Consider the following 14,361-nt stretch of genomic DNA (forward strand, 5'->3'; position numbering starts at 1 on the left):
TTAAAATATCCCTTTTTCATATTTTAATAACAACAATGACCGACCAATTCACCCCCTACCGCCTGCCCCACACCGCCCTAAAACGCTACACCGACACCCACGCTCTACCGCCCGACAGCGCGCACGCAAGCCCCGCCCCGCACGACTTTGGGCAACGCCGAGCCGTCAATGCCATACAGACCGCCCTTGACATCAAGGCAAATGGCTACCACGTCTTTGCTGTGGGCGAAAACGGGCTTGGCAAACGCACACTCATCACACGTCTGCTTGCCGAGCGTGCCAAACACGAGCCGACCCCACCCGACTTGGTCTATGTGCATAATTTTGATGCACCCCGCCACCCCATTGCACTGACATTGCCAAGTGGTCAAGGGGTGATTTTTGCCAAAGATATGCACAAACTTTGGCATGAACTTTATAAAAAAATCATCGCCAAATTTAATAGCATCAGCTACCAAAACAGCATTACCACCATTAAGCAATCCGCCCAAAAACAAGAAAGAAATTTGCTTGATGAAATCAACGCCACCGCCAAAAGTCATAATTTGACCTTATTACATTCTGCTGACCAAAAAGCGGTATTTACCCCCATTGATGATAAAAAACCCATTAACAATACCGCCCTTGATAAATTACAAAAAAAACTCACCAAAATAAATATAGAATTGGATAATCTAGATGATGAAGTCAATCAAAAAATAGATGAACTTCACGAAACTTTGTTAATCAAAATTATCACGCCATTATTTAATCCAATTTTAAAAAAATATGATAATAAACATGATAAAAAAATCAGCCAATATTTAACCGACTATCAAAAAGACATCATAGAAAATATCCTATTTATCGTAGAGCATGATGAAGACTTTATGGTAAAAACGGCAAATATCCCCAATCGCTATTATGTCAATGTGGCGGTCAGTCATACGCCAAATAGCGGTTCGCCCATTGTCTTTGAAGACATGCCAACCCACCCCAATCTGTTGGGGCATATTGAATACATCACTCAGCTTGGCACGATTTTGACAGATGCCAGCATGATACGGGCAGGGGCATTGCACAAAGCCAATGGCGGATATTTATTATTAGAAGCGTCATCGCTATTAGAGCACCCCTATGCGTGGCAAGGATTAAAGCGAGCCTTACAATCAAAATCACTGAGCATATCTAGCCTAGAACAAATGCTAACCTTAACAGGCTCGGTATCTTTATCGCCTGACAGCACGCCATTATCGGTAAAAGTGATATTATTGGGCGAGCCTGATTTATATTATGAATTATTAGAATTTGAACCTGAATTTAATAACCTATTTAAAATCCGAGCCGATTTTAATGACACCTTACCACGCAATCACGACAGCGAATTATTTATCATTGGTAAAATCGCCGACATGATAAAAAAACAAGCATTACCCACATTTGATAATACTGCCTTTGGGGCGATATTGGACGAATTGTCCGTCTATGCTGATGATAAAGACAAATTGGATTTGCACAGCGACAGATTATTACAACTTGTGGTAGAATCGGCAAGGCAGTTTTATTTAAATCATTCTTATGATATTGATAATAAAAACAATGATAAAAATATTGCCAAAACCGTTAATAAAACCCACGTCCAAAATGCCTTAGATGACATCAAAGAGCGAAAAGGCTATTTAAAAGAATTATATTGGCAAGAGATTCAAAACGGACAACAGCTTATCAATACCACAGGAAAAGTGGTCGGACAAATCAACGCCTTGACCGTGATTGCCTATGCCGACAGCGAGTTTGGCTTACCTGCTCGGCTTACCGCACTCATCGCCCCAAAATTTGGCACAGGCGAAATCCTAGACATAGAGCGAGACGTGGAGCTTGGCGGAAGTTTGCACGCCAAGGGAATGCTTATCATGACGAGCTTTTTACGCTCATTATTTAGCCAATTTGCCGAGCTTAATTTCTCAGCAAGTCTTGCCTTTGAGCAAAGTTACGCCCACATTGACGGCGACAGTGCCACCCTTGCCGAATGTGCCGTGCTACTGTCCGCCCTTGCAAATGTGCCGATAAATCAATCACTTGCAATCACAGGCTCCATGAATCAGCTTGGGGACGCTCAGGCGATTGGCGGTGTGAACGAAAAAATCATCGGCTTTTTTGACGCTTGCTTTGAGCGTGGGCTTAACGGCGAGCAAGGCGTGATTATCCCAAAAACCAACATCGGACAGCTCATGCTCCCTGACAACATCGTGGGGGCGGTAGAGCGTGGCGAGTTTCATATTTATGCGGTGAGTAGCATTTATGAAGCGTTGTTTATTTTGACCGATATCCCGATTCATGATAAGAATAAAAAAGGCGATTATAAAAAAGATACGTTATTTGACAAAATCGTAAGACGGCTTATACAATGGGAAGATGATGAAAAAGAGAAATGAAAAACTGGCATATGATTAAAGGCGTGTGCCAAAACCCATACCGTAGGGGCGTGCTGAGCACGCCCGATAATAACCACAATCCAATGCTTTCAATAAAATGACACATTCCCAAAACAGGCAAACCATTCGCCTACAACATTATGATTATACCAATCATGGTTATTATTTTATTACCATTTGTTGTATTAACCGATTGAATTTATTTGGTCATATCATAGACAATCAAATGATATTAAATGATTGTGGGAAAATTGCTCATGATACTTGGCTAGATAATCAAAATAAAAGACAAAATATTCAATTGCATAATTTTATCATCATGCCAAATCATATGCACGCCATTATAGAAATAAAAGAGCAATTACCAAACATTCATCAAGATAAATTTATCAGTCAATCCAATACCATAGGTTCTATTGTTCGTGGCTACAAATCAAGCGTGAGCAGTCAATTAAAGCATATATTTAATCATTCGGTTTGGCAGAAAAATTATTATGAGCATATTATTAGAAATGAGCAATCTTATCAAATGATTTCAGAATATATCAGCAATAATCCTGCATTGTGGGAACAGGATAGGTTTTATGAGATTTAAAGAAATAGATTTGTGTTTTTAATATTTACTGCAGGCTTTGTAGGGGCGTGCTGAGCACGCCCTTTGGTGCATTTTATATCATCGGGCGTGCTCAGCACGCCCCTACGTCCACAATCAGAAATTTATAGTAACTTTTAAAATTAGATATGCATAGTATATCCCTACAACATACCCCATTTAAAAACCAAAAAACCCCAAAACCTACACCCCAACAATACCCACTACCCCAAAATCAAACGGATATGCCACCGTTACCACGCATTCGTCCACCCAGATATTTTTAAAATAAAATTTCCCAATCTTATCATGACATACATATCCGCTGTCATCTGTCATAAATACCGCCTTTAATTCATGTAATGGCAGACGAATACCCAAGCCATGTGCTTTTAATACCGCCTCTTTGATTGTCCAAAGTTTAAACCACAGTTTATCATCTTGACTTTGTTGCCAAGCGTGATATTCATCATCATGAAAATAACGTTTGGCAAGGGCATTTTTATTTAACTGGCGATTGGCATTTTCAATATCCACACCAATATTTTGAATGATTAAACTATATATTAAGGCATAATCAGTTTGGCAATGCGATTGATTAAAATGCAGATTGGAGATATTTTTTATAAAGGGTTTGCCATTATCATATTTATCATAAGTGGGTATGGGTAAATGATTGTTTTGGCAAAAGTGCGTTAAATGAACATGGCGATGATTGGCGATGATTTGTTTTTTATCAAGCGGTGTTAAATCATTTGATATGATATTTGATAATGGCGTATGGTATAAATAAATCATAAGCAAGATATAAAAATGATATTGAGATTTTTAAAATAACGAGCGGTGCAGTTGTGGTATAATAATCATCAATTCTGATTTTGTCTAGCCCCTTGCCATGACCGCCAAAACCACAAAAACGAAACTCACCACCGCCAAAACTGCCGACACGCCAGCATCTCGCCCGATGAATGCCGACAAACGTGAACGGTTTTTTGCCAAGCTGTCCGAGCATATCAAAGAGCCTGTAACTGAGCTCAACTACTCGTCTGATTTTGAGCTACTCATCGCTGTCATGCTCTCCGCCCAAGCCACCGACAAAAGCGTGAACATCGCCACCGCTCGCCTATTTCCTGTGGCGAACACCCCGCAGGCGATTTTGGATTTGGGACTGGATGGCTTAAAGAGTTATATCAACTCAATCGGGCTGTACAACTCCAAGGCGACCAACGTCATCAAGACCTGCCAAGACCTGCTAGACAAGCACGGCGGACAAGTGCCACGCACCCGAGATGAGCTAGAAGCGTTGGCGGGCGTGGGACGAAAGACCGCCAATGTCGTGCTAAACACCGCCTTTGGCGAGCCTGTCATGGCGGTAGATACGCACATTTTTCGGGTGGGCAATCGCACGGGGCTTGCCACAGGCAAAACGGTGCTGGCGGTAGAGAAGGCTCTTATGACACGTATTCCTGCCAAGTATCTTGTGGACGCTCATCATTATCTGATTTTGCATGGGCGTTATACTTGCATGGCTCGCTCGCCAAAATGTGGCTCGTGCGTGGTGTTTGATGAATGTATGTTTAAGGATAAGAACAAATGGGCGGATTTGGCGTAACGATTTTTAAAAAGACTGTTAGTGTATTGGGAATATTGGCAATATGCCTATTTTCATCAGTATGTTTTGCAGGCGGTACATTCTTTCCTATTCAAATCAATGACATTCATACTGTCTCTAAAAAAGAGCATATCATTTATTTTAAAATGCTAGAAAATGATAACACCAAAAATTTCCCCTACCCCCTAGAAAGCTGTGAGCAGGTAACTTTAAAAATAGAATATAAAGAATGGGAGTGGGACGACAAGCTAGGATTATTCTTTGAAAATTTATTTACATTAAATAGCGGCACAAGAAGACTAAACCGCACCATAAGTCAATTAAAAGAACACGTTAAAAACAACCAAAAATTTATATTAAGTGATGTTGAAGCCTTTCAATATCACCCAAACAATCAATGTGAAATTTTTAGCAAAGCCTTAGACATGGAAGACACCCTAACCATTAGTTTTGTTGAAAATCAATCAAAAGAGCCGATGATATTTTTGCAACCTTATCGCAATTCATCAAGGATTGAAAGTCGGTTTAAAATCTAATTTAATACTGTCTTTTTAAATCTATCATGCAGGTAAAATATGTTTGGATTATGGTTAAGTGTTAATTTTATTTTTCCCTTACTGGCGGTTTATTGGCTGGTCAGTCCGATATTTTTATTGCCCAAAAAACAGCTTAGCCGTATCAATGTCTTATCCATCATTATGATTATGGCTTTGTTGGATTTGGTGTGGCTTGTTATCATAGTAACAACCAAAGACGGGGTGCAAAATGCCGATTTCATCATGTTTGTGATTGGGGCTGTTTTATGGATGTGTTTGGGGGCAAGGCTGTTTTATCAACATGGACAGCGTTCGGTAGCGGTCGCAAAAAGCAAACCATCAGAGCAAATAATAACAAAAACGACTGTCAATGATAAAATCACGGCATCCATGCATGATATTGATGAAAGCCAAAACCATCATGCTAATAAAGACGAAAAATTAATTAACGACAAGCAAATCAATCATACTGATAAAAACGAAAAGTTAATTAATAGTAAGCCAGTCAATCATGATGATAAGAGCGGTAATGATAACAGTAATAATGATAAAATGAGCGACAATAACCATCAAAATGACATATCGGACAATGTACCATTAATACCCCAAGAATTAACATCGCAAGAATTAATGCCACAAGAAACGTCCCAACAAAACCCTGATAGCCACAAACAGCCCAACCAAAGCGATGATGATTGGCAAGCATATAAACAAAAAATGGAGCAAGCGTGGGCGGACACAAGAGTGAAGCTCACCCAAAAATCAGAATAGCATAAGAAATAAAAAGCTAAAAAACAACTGCCGATTTGGCATATCGGCTATGGCAGGTTTTTCCATAGCCGATATTAATCATCAAATGGATTCTTGGTTGTCTAAAACAACCCCACAATCCCCCCCATCAACCACATCAATGTTCATGGACGCAGGGGCTTTGGGCAGTCCGGGCATTTTCATGATGTCGCCGCAGAGTGCGACCAAAAACCCAGCCCCGTGCGAGATGGTGATTTCACGCACGCTGATGGTAAAGTCCGTGGGTCTGCCTAGGGCTTTGGGGTCATCAGAGAGTGAGTATTGGGTTTTTGCCATGCAGATGGGCAGGTGTGATAAGCCCAATTTGTCAATGGCTTTGATGTCGGATAGGGCTTTGGCAGTGAGCGACACACCGTCCGCCCCATAGATGGTCGTGGCGATGGCGGTGATTTTATCGCTGACACTGACGTTATCATCGTAGGGAAGTGGCTGGGGGCGTGCGTGGCGTCAATGACTTTTTGGGCAAGGTCAAGACCGCCTTGTCCGCCTTTTGCCCAGACGTCACACAGCGACACCGCCACGCCCCTGTCATGGCAGGCTTGTTCTATCAGGGCAAGTTCGGCATCGCTGTCACTGACAAAGCGGTTGATGGCGACCACCACAGGCAGTCCAAAGGCGGATTTCATGTTGTCTATGTGTTTTAGTAGGTTGGGCAGTCCTTGGGACAGAGCGGTGAGATTTTCGCCAGTCAAGTCATCTTTGGCGACGCCGCCATTGTATTTTAAGGCACGCACGGTTGCCACGACCACGACTGCATCGGGGTGAAGCCCTGCCAGTCGGCATTTGATGTTGCAAAACTTCTCCGCTCCCAAATCCGCCCCAAAGCCTGCTTCGGTGACCACATAGTCGCCCAGTGCCAGCCCGAGCCGTGTCGCCACGACCGAGTTACAGCCGTGGGCGATGTTGGCAAAAGGTCCACCATGGATGAGCGTGGGCGTGCCTGCCATGGTTTGAACTAGGTTTGGGGGCAAAAGCGGTTTTGAGCAAGGCGGTCATCGCCCCTTGGGCCTGCAAATCTTTGGCGAATACAGGCGCACCATCAAAACGGTAAGCAACCATCATGTTGCCCAGTCGCTCTTTTAGGTCGTCCAAATCCCGTGCTAGGCAAAACACCGCCATAATCTCAGACGCCACGGTAATATCAAAACCATCAGGGCGAATCACGCCATCACTGGGTTTGCCCATGCCACCCATGATGTGACGTAGAAAGCGGTCGTTCATGTCCAAGGCACGTCGCCACAGCACTTTTTTGGGGTTGATACCCAGCTCATTACCGTGATGAATGTGGTTGTCAATCAAGGCGGACAGTAGGTTATTGGCACTGGTGATGGCGTGAAAATCGCCCGTAAAATGCAGGTTGATGTCTTCCATGGGGATGACCTGTGCCTGACCGCCCCCTGTTGCTCCGCCTTTGATACCGAACACAGGACCAAGCGATGGCTCACGCAGGGCAAGCACGGCACGCTCACCGAGTGCGGTTAATGCGTCGCCCAGACCGATGGCGAGCGTGGTTTTGCCTTCGCCAGTAGGCGTGGGATTGATGGCGGTCACTAAGATGAGCTTGCCTTGGCGGTCAGTGGTCGGGGTGTGGCGGATTTTGGCTTTGTATTTGCCGTAGTGTTCAATGTCGTCGTCGGACAGTCCGAGTTTGCGTGCGATGTCACTGATGGGGGCGATGGTCGCTAGGGCGTTACTGGCGATTTGGGCGTCGGTCAGTTGGGTCATGATAAATCCTTAACATCATGTCAGTGTGATTAAATGGGTTATAAAAGGTGAGATACACCCACCCAACTTGATATTTACCACGGGTTTGTAGGGGTGTGCTGAGCACACCCTTTTGATGACATTACCGTGCAAGGGGTGCACAGCACGCCCCTACATCCATAAATCATTGTGTTTGTAGTAATTTTAAAGTTTATTGGGTATAGCCGTCATTACTGATAAAATAAAGTTAATAATGTCATAACAGAACACTATGATGACATTATAATCATTTTATCAGCAAAAAGCCATGACAAAATTGGGGTTATGATTGTCGGGCAGGGGTTTTGCCAAACAGTGCAAACGCCACCCACAAAGGTCCAATCAGTAAAAATTGCAAATCTTCAAAAAAATGACGGCTTTGCCCCTTCAACCTTATGCCCGACAAATTGCCCAATCCACGCCACCACAAACACCCCAACCCAAAACCAAATACCAACAGGGGCAAACACGGCAACACCAAGACACAGCCCATAAAAGGCAAGCATGGCAACAAAGGATAGCAAAGACAATCGCACATAAAACCACAGTACGCCTATCGTAATAACTGCAAGCAGATACACCGAGATATGATAAAGCATGACGACTATGGTCAAAAAGATAATCGGCACACAGATATAATGAATGCGTTTGTTGGTGGGATTTTGATGGCTGACGGCATATTCAGACAGCCAAAGTGATAAGGGTTTTTGCGATTTAAATGGGTGCATAAAATGTCCTTATTTTAGGCTTGGTAAAATAATGGGTTAATTTATTGCTAATAATTTAACCCACGATAAAAACATTGTCAATCATTTAGCGTGACAAAAATTTAAAATTTTAAGTTTTTAAATTATTATTAAATAGCTTATCAATTATTTATTTTGGCTTTATTTATCTTTTCACTGCGATACCAGCCATATAATCCAACAATGGCATTGGCTTGATAAACCATTGTCTGAGTGGCAAAAATATAATTAGCCGTCATGATATTAACAATAAGCCAAACCATATTAACAATAATCCACAAATACCAATTAAAAGAATATCGCATTATCATCGTGGCTTGGGCGGTAACGGACAAAATAAATGCCAAAATGTTAATGGTATAAAAGCTAATTCCCATAAAGGTAGAGCCGTCATCTTGATAAATGGCGTAATTATGAGCAGTAAGCCAATCATTGATAATTGGAAATAAATAAATGCCAATGCCTATAAATAAAACGGTAATTATCCACACATATTTATTTGCCGATTGTGGAAGCATATCCCCGTCTGCGTCCGTGTTCTTTTTCCAATAAATCACGCCCCAAGCGTGCGTAAAAAAGTTAAAGAGCGGAGCAAGCATGAGCCCAATCGCCCCACGACTGCCCTGCACGACCACTTCGCCTGCCGTGGCAAGCATACCAAAGCCGTTGCCCATCACGTTTTTGCGAAAGGACAAACCCACCACGCACAAAAGCCCGATGTAGGAGACGATAAGATAAAACCAGTCAAGTCCTGTGTGTTCGGTGGTTTGCCAAAAGCCGACAAATAGGGCGATGACCCCAACCACAAACCAAGCGATTATCCATTGTTTTGACCAATCTTTATCGCCAAATCCTGTGATGTTATCCAAAAATTTAAATTGCATGAGTGTCCTTTGATGTTAGGTTGTGTGATTGGGGTGAATAAATTAGACTTCTTGCGATACTAGGTTTTCTGTTCGCCCTGAGCTTGCCTGCGGGTAGGAAAACCGTCATGGTTCGACAGGCTCACCACGAACGGTTTTCTTTAATTTGGGGTTTCGCAAGAAGTCTATTATATTAAAAATATTTAACAAAATATATAAAAATTTATTTATTAAAAATAACAGCATCAATAAATGCTACCGCCGATAAATGTCTGTCGCGATAGTCTTTATCGTTAATAATATGTGGGGTAATTTGATGTTTGTCAAATAATCTCATGAGTGTCTTTGAAAAAGCACTGCGTTCATCATCCGAGCCTAATGACCGCATTCCGTCTGCGACCCATTTGACATTATTGTCAAGCATAATAGTATAATCCATTTTGACATTTTCACAAAATGCTGTTAATAAAGGATGAGTGCGATTTTCATACGTTTCACAAAAGGCTTGTGTGGTAATAAAATCGGTATCAATAATGGTAATGGGGCTAATGGCATTTTTTAGGGCGTTTTGAATTGCCAAATAATGCTGATTGGCGATAACAGGATAATCGCTGTATTGTAATCCAATCTCTGTACCACCCAAATCGCTGTGGGTATAAAGTCTCCCCATTTCTAAGACAAAATTTGCCCCATAATGATTGGCAAGTTTATGCACGAGCGTGGTTTTGCCCGAGCTTTCACCGCCCACGATACAGACGGTTTTGGTGTAGTTTTGTTTGGCGGACGGGGCGATGGCATGAAAATGGGCAATGGGATTTTGATAAATGGCGGTGCTATTATAATGATTATCGGGTAATAGGGCGGTTTGATAGGTTTGGTTATTTAAAAGATTATTTTTGGCAAATGATTTGATAAATAGCGTGGGTGTGTCATTGATTTGTAGGGCGGTAATAATCACATCAATCAGCGATGTATCAGAGTTTGGCTCATCATAAGCCCAAGTTTGCCTATTTAAACCAGTCAAATTTAAACCATCAGCCGTATGCACTTTGATAAACCCAAAAAACTCACACGCCACTTGCACGGCTCGGGCTTTGTCTTGCAAAGTGGGCTTAAAGGGACTGTTACCATCTTTGGGCAATACCACGATGTGCAAGGTATCCACTTGCCCTGAGGCGTGATTGATGTCCGCCAAATGCCCTAAATGTAGGGGTTCAAAATGTCCGATGAGAATGCCTGTGTTCATTATGTCACCTTTTTGTAATGTTAAGTGAAAATCGTAAGATTGAGTAAAATTGCTTGAAAATCATGGTGTTGGCTGTTATCGTAAACATTCTTTTCAACCAATTTTATTTATATTATACGCAAATTTGTGAAGGCAATAGTAAATAAAAGTAACAAATAAGGTTTTATCATGGCACAAGCAAAATTATATAAATTACATCGTTCACGTCATCACCGCATGATAGCAGGCGTGATGAGCGGTATCGCAGAGTACTTGGGTTGGTCGCCCACGATGGTGCGACTTCTGTTTGTCATCATCTCGGTCGCCAGTGCTGCCGTGCCAGGGGTGCTTATCTACTTTATCCTGTGGATAGTCATGCCAAAGGCGACGGCAAATTCGTATGTGCCAGAGGCTGATTATCAGCAGGTGCGATAAATCCCCTTGAAAAATCCGCCCCCTATCCCTATTTTTATCCTGTTATTTTTTAACAGGATATTTTTATGGCCATCAAAAACCATACCTTTGAAACCGAAGTTAATCAGCTTCTGCACCTTGTGACGCACTCACTGTACTCAAATCCTGACATTTTTATCCGTGAGCTGGTGTCTAATGCGTCTGACGCTTGCGACAAATTACGCTTTTTGGCAACCAGTGATGACAGTCTTTATGAAAATGACGGCGAGCTTGCCATTAAAATTGAGATTGACAAAGATGCCAAGACCTTGACCATCAGTGATAATGGCATTGGCATGAACGAAGCGGACGTGATTGACAACTTAGGCACGATTGCCAAATCAGGCACCAAAGCCTTTTTGGATAAACTCTCAGACGCTGACAAAAAAGACGGCAACCTTATCGGACAGTTTGGCGTGGGCTTTTACTCAGGCTTTATCGTGGCGGACAAAATCACGGTAGAAACTCGTAAAGCTGGCGAGCCAAGCAGTGAGGGCGTACGCTGGGTATCGGACGGTACAGGTTCATTTACGACCGAAACCATGGACAAGCCTACCCGTGGCACTTCCATTACTTTGCACCTAAAAGATGAATTTGTGGAGCGTGAAGACGGCGAATACAGCTACCTTGACCGCTACAAAATCAAGTCGCTCGTAAGCAAATATTCTGACCACATCAGTCTGCCCATTCAAATGCGTAAAGAAGTGTGGCAAGAAGATGCCGAGCAGGACGAGAACGCCCCTGTGCCAAATGGCGAGATGATTTTGACGGACGAATGGGAAACTATTAACAAAGCGTCCGCCCTATGGACACGCACGCCAAGCGAGATTGGTGATGATGAGTACAGCGAGTTTTATAAAACCGTAAGCTACGATTTTGATGAGCCACTGACTTGGACGCACAACCGAGTGGAAGGGCGTGTGCAGTACACTCAGCTCCTATATATCCCCAAAAAAGCCCCATTTGACCTATACGCCCGTGAACAGCAACGTGGGCTAAAACTCTATGTCAAGCGTGTGTTTATCATGGACGATGCCGAACAGCTTCTCCCCATGTACCTGCGTTTTGTCAAGGGTGTGATTGACAGTGCTGATTTACCGCTCAATGTCAGCCGTGAGATTTTGCAAGAGTCTCGTGATGTCAAATCTATTCGTGAAGGCAACGCCCGCCGTGTGCTGACCCTGTTGGCAAGCCTAGCTAATAGCGAAGATGAAGCCAAACAAGCCAAATTTGCCGACTTTTACAAAGAGTTTGGCGATGTCATCAAAGAAGGCTTGGGCGAAGATAAAGCCAACCAAGAGCGTATCGCCAAACTGCTCCGCTATGCCACCAGCACAAATGATGCCGTTGAGACCAGTTTTGCCGACTACAAGGCACGCATGAAAGACGGTCAAAAGGCGATTTATTATCTGACAGCCGAAAACCTAGTCTCTGCCAAAAACAGCCCACAGTTAGAGCTGTTTAATAAAAAAGGCATTGAAGTTATCCTGATGACTTCAAAAGTGGACGAATGGGCGATGAACTTCTTGACCGAATTTGACGGCACGCCCCTACAAAATATCGCCAAAGGGGCGGTGGATTTGGGTGATTTGACCGATGACGCTGAAAAAGAAGAAGTCAAAAAACAAGAAGAAGCCTTCAAACCTGTGGTAGAACGCCTAAAAGGGGTGCTTGGCGGACGAGCCAAAGACGTGCGAGTAACGAGCCGTTTGGTGGATTCTCCTGCCTGTCTTGTCGTGGGCGATGGCGAGCTGACCCCACAAATGGCTCAAATGCTAAAAGCCATGGGACAGCCTGTGCCTGATGTCAAGCCAACTCTGGAAATTAACCCCACGCACCCGCTGATTGCACGTTTAGAGAGCAGTGGCGATTTTGATGACCTAGCCGAAGTTATCTTTGACCAAGCCCTAATCGCAGATGGCGGACAGCCTGATGACCCTGCAGGGTATTTAAAGCGGATTAACAAGTTGCTTTTAAAGTAATTATTTTAATATCTTTTTGGAAAATAAAATACCCTGTTTTTTGACGGGGTATTTTTGTGGGTACAAAGTAAATACCTTTATATGGCAAAACTATGGTATAATGACTGTTCATCTTTTTAAGCAAGTCGTTGCTTAGGGCGTGCCTGCCTTTGGTATTTGCAATGAAAAACAAGATTTAGCCATTTTTCATGCAAAAACATCATTTTATCTTTACAGTATTTCTAAATTTTAAAAGTGTTATAAGGGCAGGCACGCCCTAACATATTAATAACATTGTGAAATGTTAAACTCCCCACACAGGAACACATCATGAATGCCCTCCACACCACCGAATTACCCGTAGACACTCACACAGATACCGCCAAACCCCAAGGCGAAAAACTGCAAAAACTCCTAGCACGCATGGGCTTGGGTTCACGTCGTCAGTTAGAAGAAATCATCAAAACAGGACGAATCTCCATCAATGGCAAAACTGCAACGCTGGGCGACAGAGCCAGAGTGAGTGATGAGATTCGTATCGACGGGCGACTGGTACGTCTTAAAGCCGAACGTGAGAAACGTCGCCGTGTCATCGCCTACTATAAGCCCGAAGGCGAGATTTGCTCCATGTCCGACCCCGAGGGTCGCCCCACGGTGTTTGACCGTCTGCCCAAGCTGACAGGCGACAGATGGGTGATGGTCGGCAGGCTAGATATTAATTCATCAGGTCTGCTACTGTTTACCAATGATGGCGAGCTGGCTCATCGTCTCATGCACCCATCTAGCGAACTGGTGCGTGAATACGCCGTACGTGTGCTTGGCGAAGTTACTCCAGAGATTGCCCAAAATTTGACCCGTGGCGTTGAGTTGGAAGATGGCATAGCACGCTTTGATGACATCAAAGAAGGCGGTGGCACGGGCGTGAATAAATGGTATCACGTCACCATCAAAGAAGGTCGCAAGCGTGAAGTTCGCCGTATGTTTGAGTCCCAAGAGCTTAAAGTCTCACGCCTGATTCGCACCCGTTATAGCACCATGATATTGCCTAAAGAGCTAAAAACAGGGCGGTTTATTGAGCTTGATGCCAAAGCCATTGATGCCCTTGTCTCATCGGTAGGTCTGCGTTCTCGCCAAGGTACGGGACTAAACACATCTGCCAAAGAAAAACAAGCCCGCATCCATAAAAAACCCTTGCCTGCTCGTGAAGTTCGCCAAAAACGCACCCAAAAAGGCAAAAGCGAGCGAAAAAGAGCCGATGACAGACAAGGCAGAAGCGAACGTAAAGGAGGGCAAGCCCCTGCGTTTGGCAAGGCGAAGTTTTATAAGGTATAAACAAAAATAACCGTCAAATGACGGTTATTTTTTTATGAATGATTGATGATTTATAAATGCAAATCATGTCCACA

At 43.3% G+C, this 14,361-nt stretch carries 11 protein-coding genes and 2 pseudogenes; 8 read left to right on the top strand and 5 right to left on the bottom strand.

What is annotated here, in order from left to right; translation table 11 throughout:
• Positions 1-35 precede the first annotated feature (35 nt).
• Both B5J93_RS02230 and B5J93_RS02235 read left to right on the top strand, forming a co-directional pair.
• On the top strand, positions 36-2,414 hold the full coding sequence (locus B5J93_RS02230) for a Lon protease family protein (protein WP_079324235.1): 2,379 nt from the start codon (positions 36-38) through the stop codon (positions 2,412-2,414).
• A 97-nt stretch (positions 2,415-2,511) separates the two neighbouring features.
• A complete protein-coding gene (locus tag B5J93_RS02235; RefSeq protein ID WP_079324236.1) occupies positions 2,512-3,009 on the top strand; it encodes a transposase in 498 nt (165 codons plus the stop codon).
• Between the two features lie 201 nt (positions 3,010-3,210).
• Here B5J93_RS02235 and B5J93_RS02240 read toward each other — a convergent pair whose 3' ends face one another.
• Positions 3,211-3,804, bottom strand: coding sequence for a 4'-phosphopantetheinyl transferase family protein (locus tag B5J93_RS02240; RefSeq protein ID WP_079324237.1), 594 nt, complete (start codon positions 3,802-3,804; stop codon positions 3,211-3,213).
• A 166-nt stretch (positions 3,805-3,970) separates the two neighbouring features.
• Between B5J93_RS02240 and nth the strand changes: the two genes are divergently transcribed.
• From nth to B5J93_RS02255, 3 genes are read left to right on the top strand one after another with little or no spacing between them, the layout of a single operon-like run.
• Positions 3,971-4,618, top strand: coding sequence for an endonuclease III (nth, locus tag B5J93_RS02245; RefSeq protein WP_079324250.1), 648 nt, complete (start codon positions 3,971-3,973; stop codon positions 4,616-4,618).
• Positions 4,600-5,154, top strand: coding sequence for a hypothetical protein (locus B5J93_RS02250; RefSeq protein ID WP_079324238.1), 555 nt, complete (start codon positions 4,600-4,602; stop codon positions 5,152-5,154). Before nth ends, B5J93_RS02250 begins: the two co-directional genes overlap by 19 nt.
• A gap of 39 nt (positions 5,155-5,193) precedes the next feature.
• Positions 5,194-5,925, top strand: coding sequence for a Frag1/DRAM/Sfk1 family protein (locus tag B5J93_RS02255; RefSeq protein WP_079324239.1), 732 nt, complete (start codon positions 5,194-5,196; stop codon positions 5,923-5,925).
• Between the two features lie 101 nt (positions 5,926-6,026).
• Here the strand turns inward: B5J93_RS02255 and B5J93_RS02260 are convergent.
• The 4 genes and pseudogenes from B5J93_RS02260 to nadR all read right to left on the bottom strand — a co-directional run bounded on the left by B5J93_RS02260 (position 6,027) and on the right by nadR (position 10,562).
• A pseudogene (locus tag B5J93_RS02260) lies at positions 6,027-7,689 on the bottom strand (formate--tetrahydrofolate ligase).
• Between the two features lie 301 nt (positions 7,690-7,990).
• Positions 7,991-8,435, bottom strand: a pseudogene (locus tag B5J93_RS02265) (Mpo1 family 2-hydroxy fatty acid dioxygenase).
• A gap of 140 nt (positions 8,436-8,575) precedes the next feature.
• Positions 8,576-9,337: a nicotinamide riboside transporter PnuC gene (gene pnuC / locus B5J93_RS02270; protein ID WP_079324240.1), complete on the bottom strand. Its 762-nt coding sequence runs from the start codon at positions 9,335-9,337 to the stop codon at positions 8,576-8,578.
• A gap of 202 nt (positions 9,338-9,539) precedes the next feature.
• A complete protein-coding gene (nadR, locus tag B5J93_RS02275; RefSeq protein ID WP_079324242.1) occupies positions 9,540-10,562 on the bottom strand; it encodes a multifunctional transcriptional regulator/nicotinamide-nucleotide adenylyltransferase/ribosylnicotinamide kinase NadR in 1,023 nt (340 codons plus the stop codon).
• Positions 10,563-10,730: 168 nt separating this feature from the next.
• On the opposite strand from nadR, the gene B5J93_RS02280 reads away from it, so the two are divergent.
• From B5J93_RS02280 to rluB, 3 genes are all read left to right on the top strand, one after another.
• On the top strand, positions 10,731-10,976 hold the full coding sequence (locus B5J93_RS02280; RefSeq protein ID WP_079324244.1) for a PspC domain-containing protein: 246 nt from the start codon (positions 10,731-10,733) through the stop codon (positions 10,974-10,976).
• A 65-nt stretch (positions 10,977-11,041) separates the two neighbouring features.
• Positions 11,042-12,976: a molecular chaperone HtpG gene (gene htpG / locus B5J93_RS02285; RefSeq protein WP_079324246.1), complete on the top strand. Its 1,935-nt coding sequence runs from the start codon at positions 11,042-11,044 to the stop codon at positions 12,974-12,976.
• Between the two features lie 402 nt (positions 12,977-13,378).
• Positions 13,379-14,287 (top strand): 23S rRNA pseudouridine(2605) synthase RluB, encoded by a 909-nt coding sequence (rluB, locus tag B5J93_RS02290; RefSeq protein ID WP_420811390.1) that lies wholly within the window; start codon positions 13,379-13,381, stop codon positions 14,285-14,287.
• Positions 14,288-14,361: the final 74 nt, after the last annotated feature.

The sequence above is a fragment of the Moraxella equi genome, assembly GCF_002027555.1.
Taxonomy (GTDB): Bacteria; Pseudomonadota; Gammaproteobacteria; order Pseudomonadales; family Moraxellaceae; genus Moraxella; species Moraxella equi.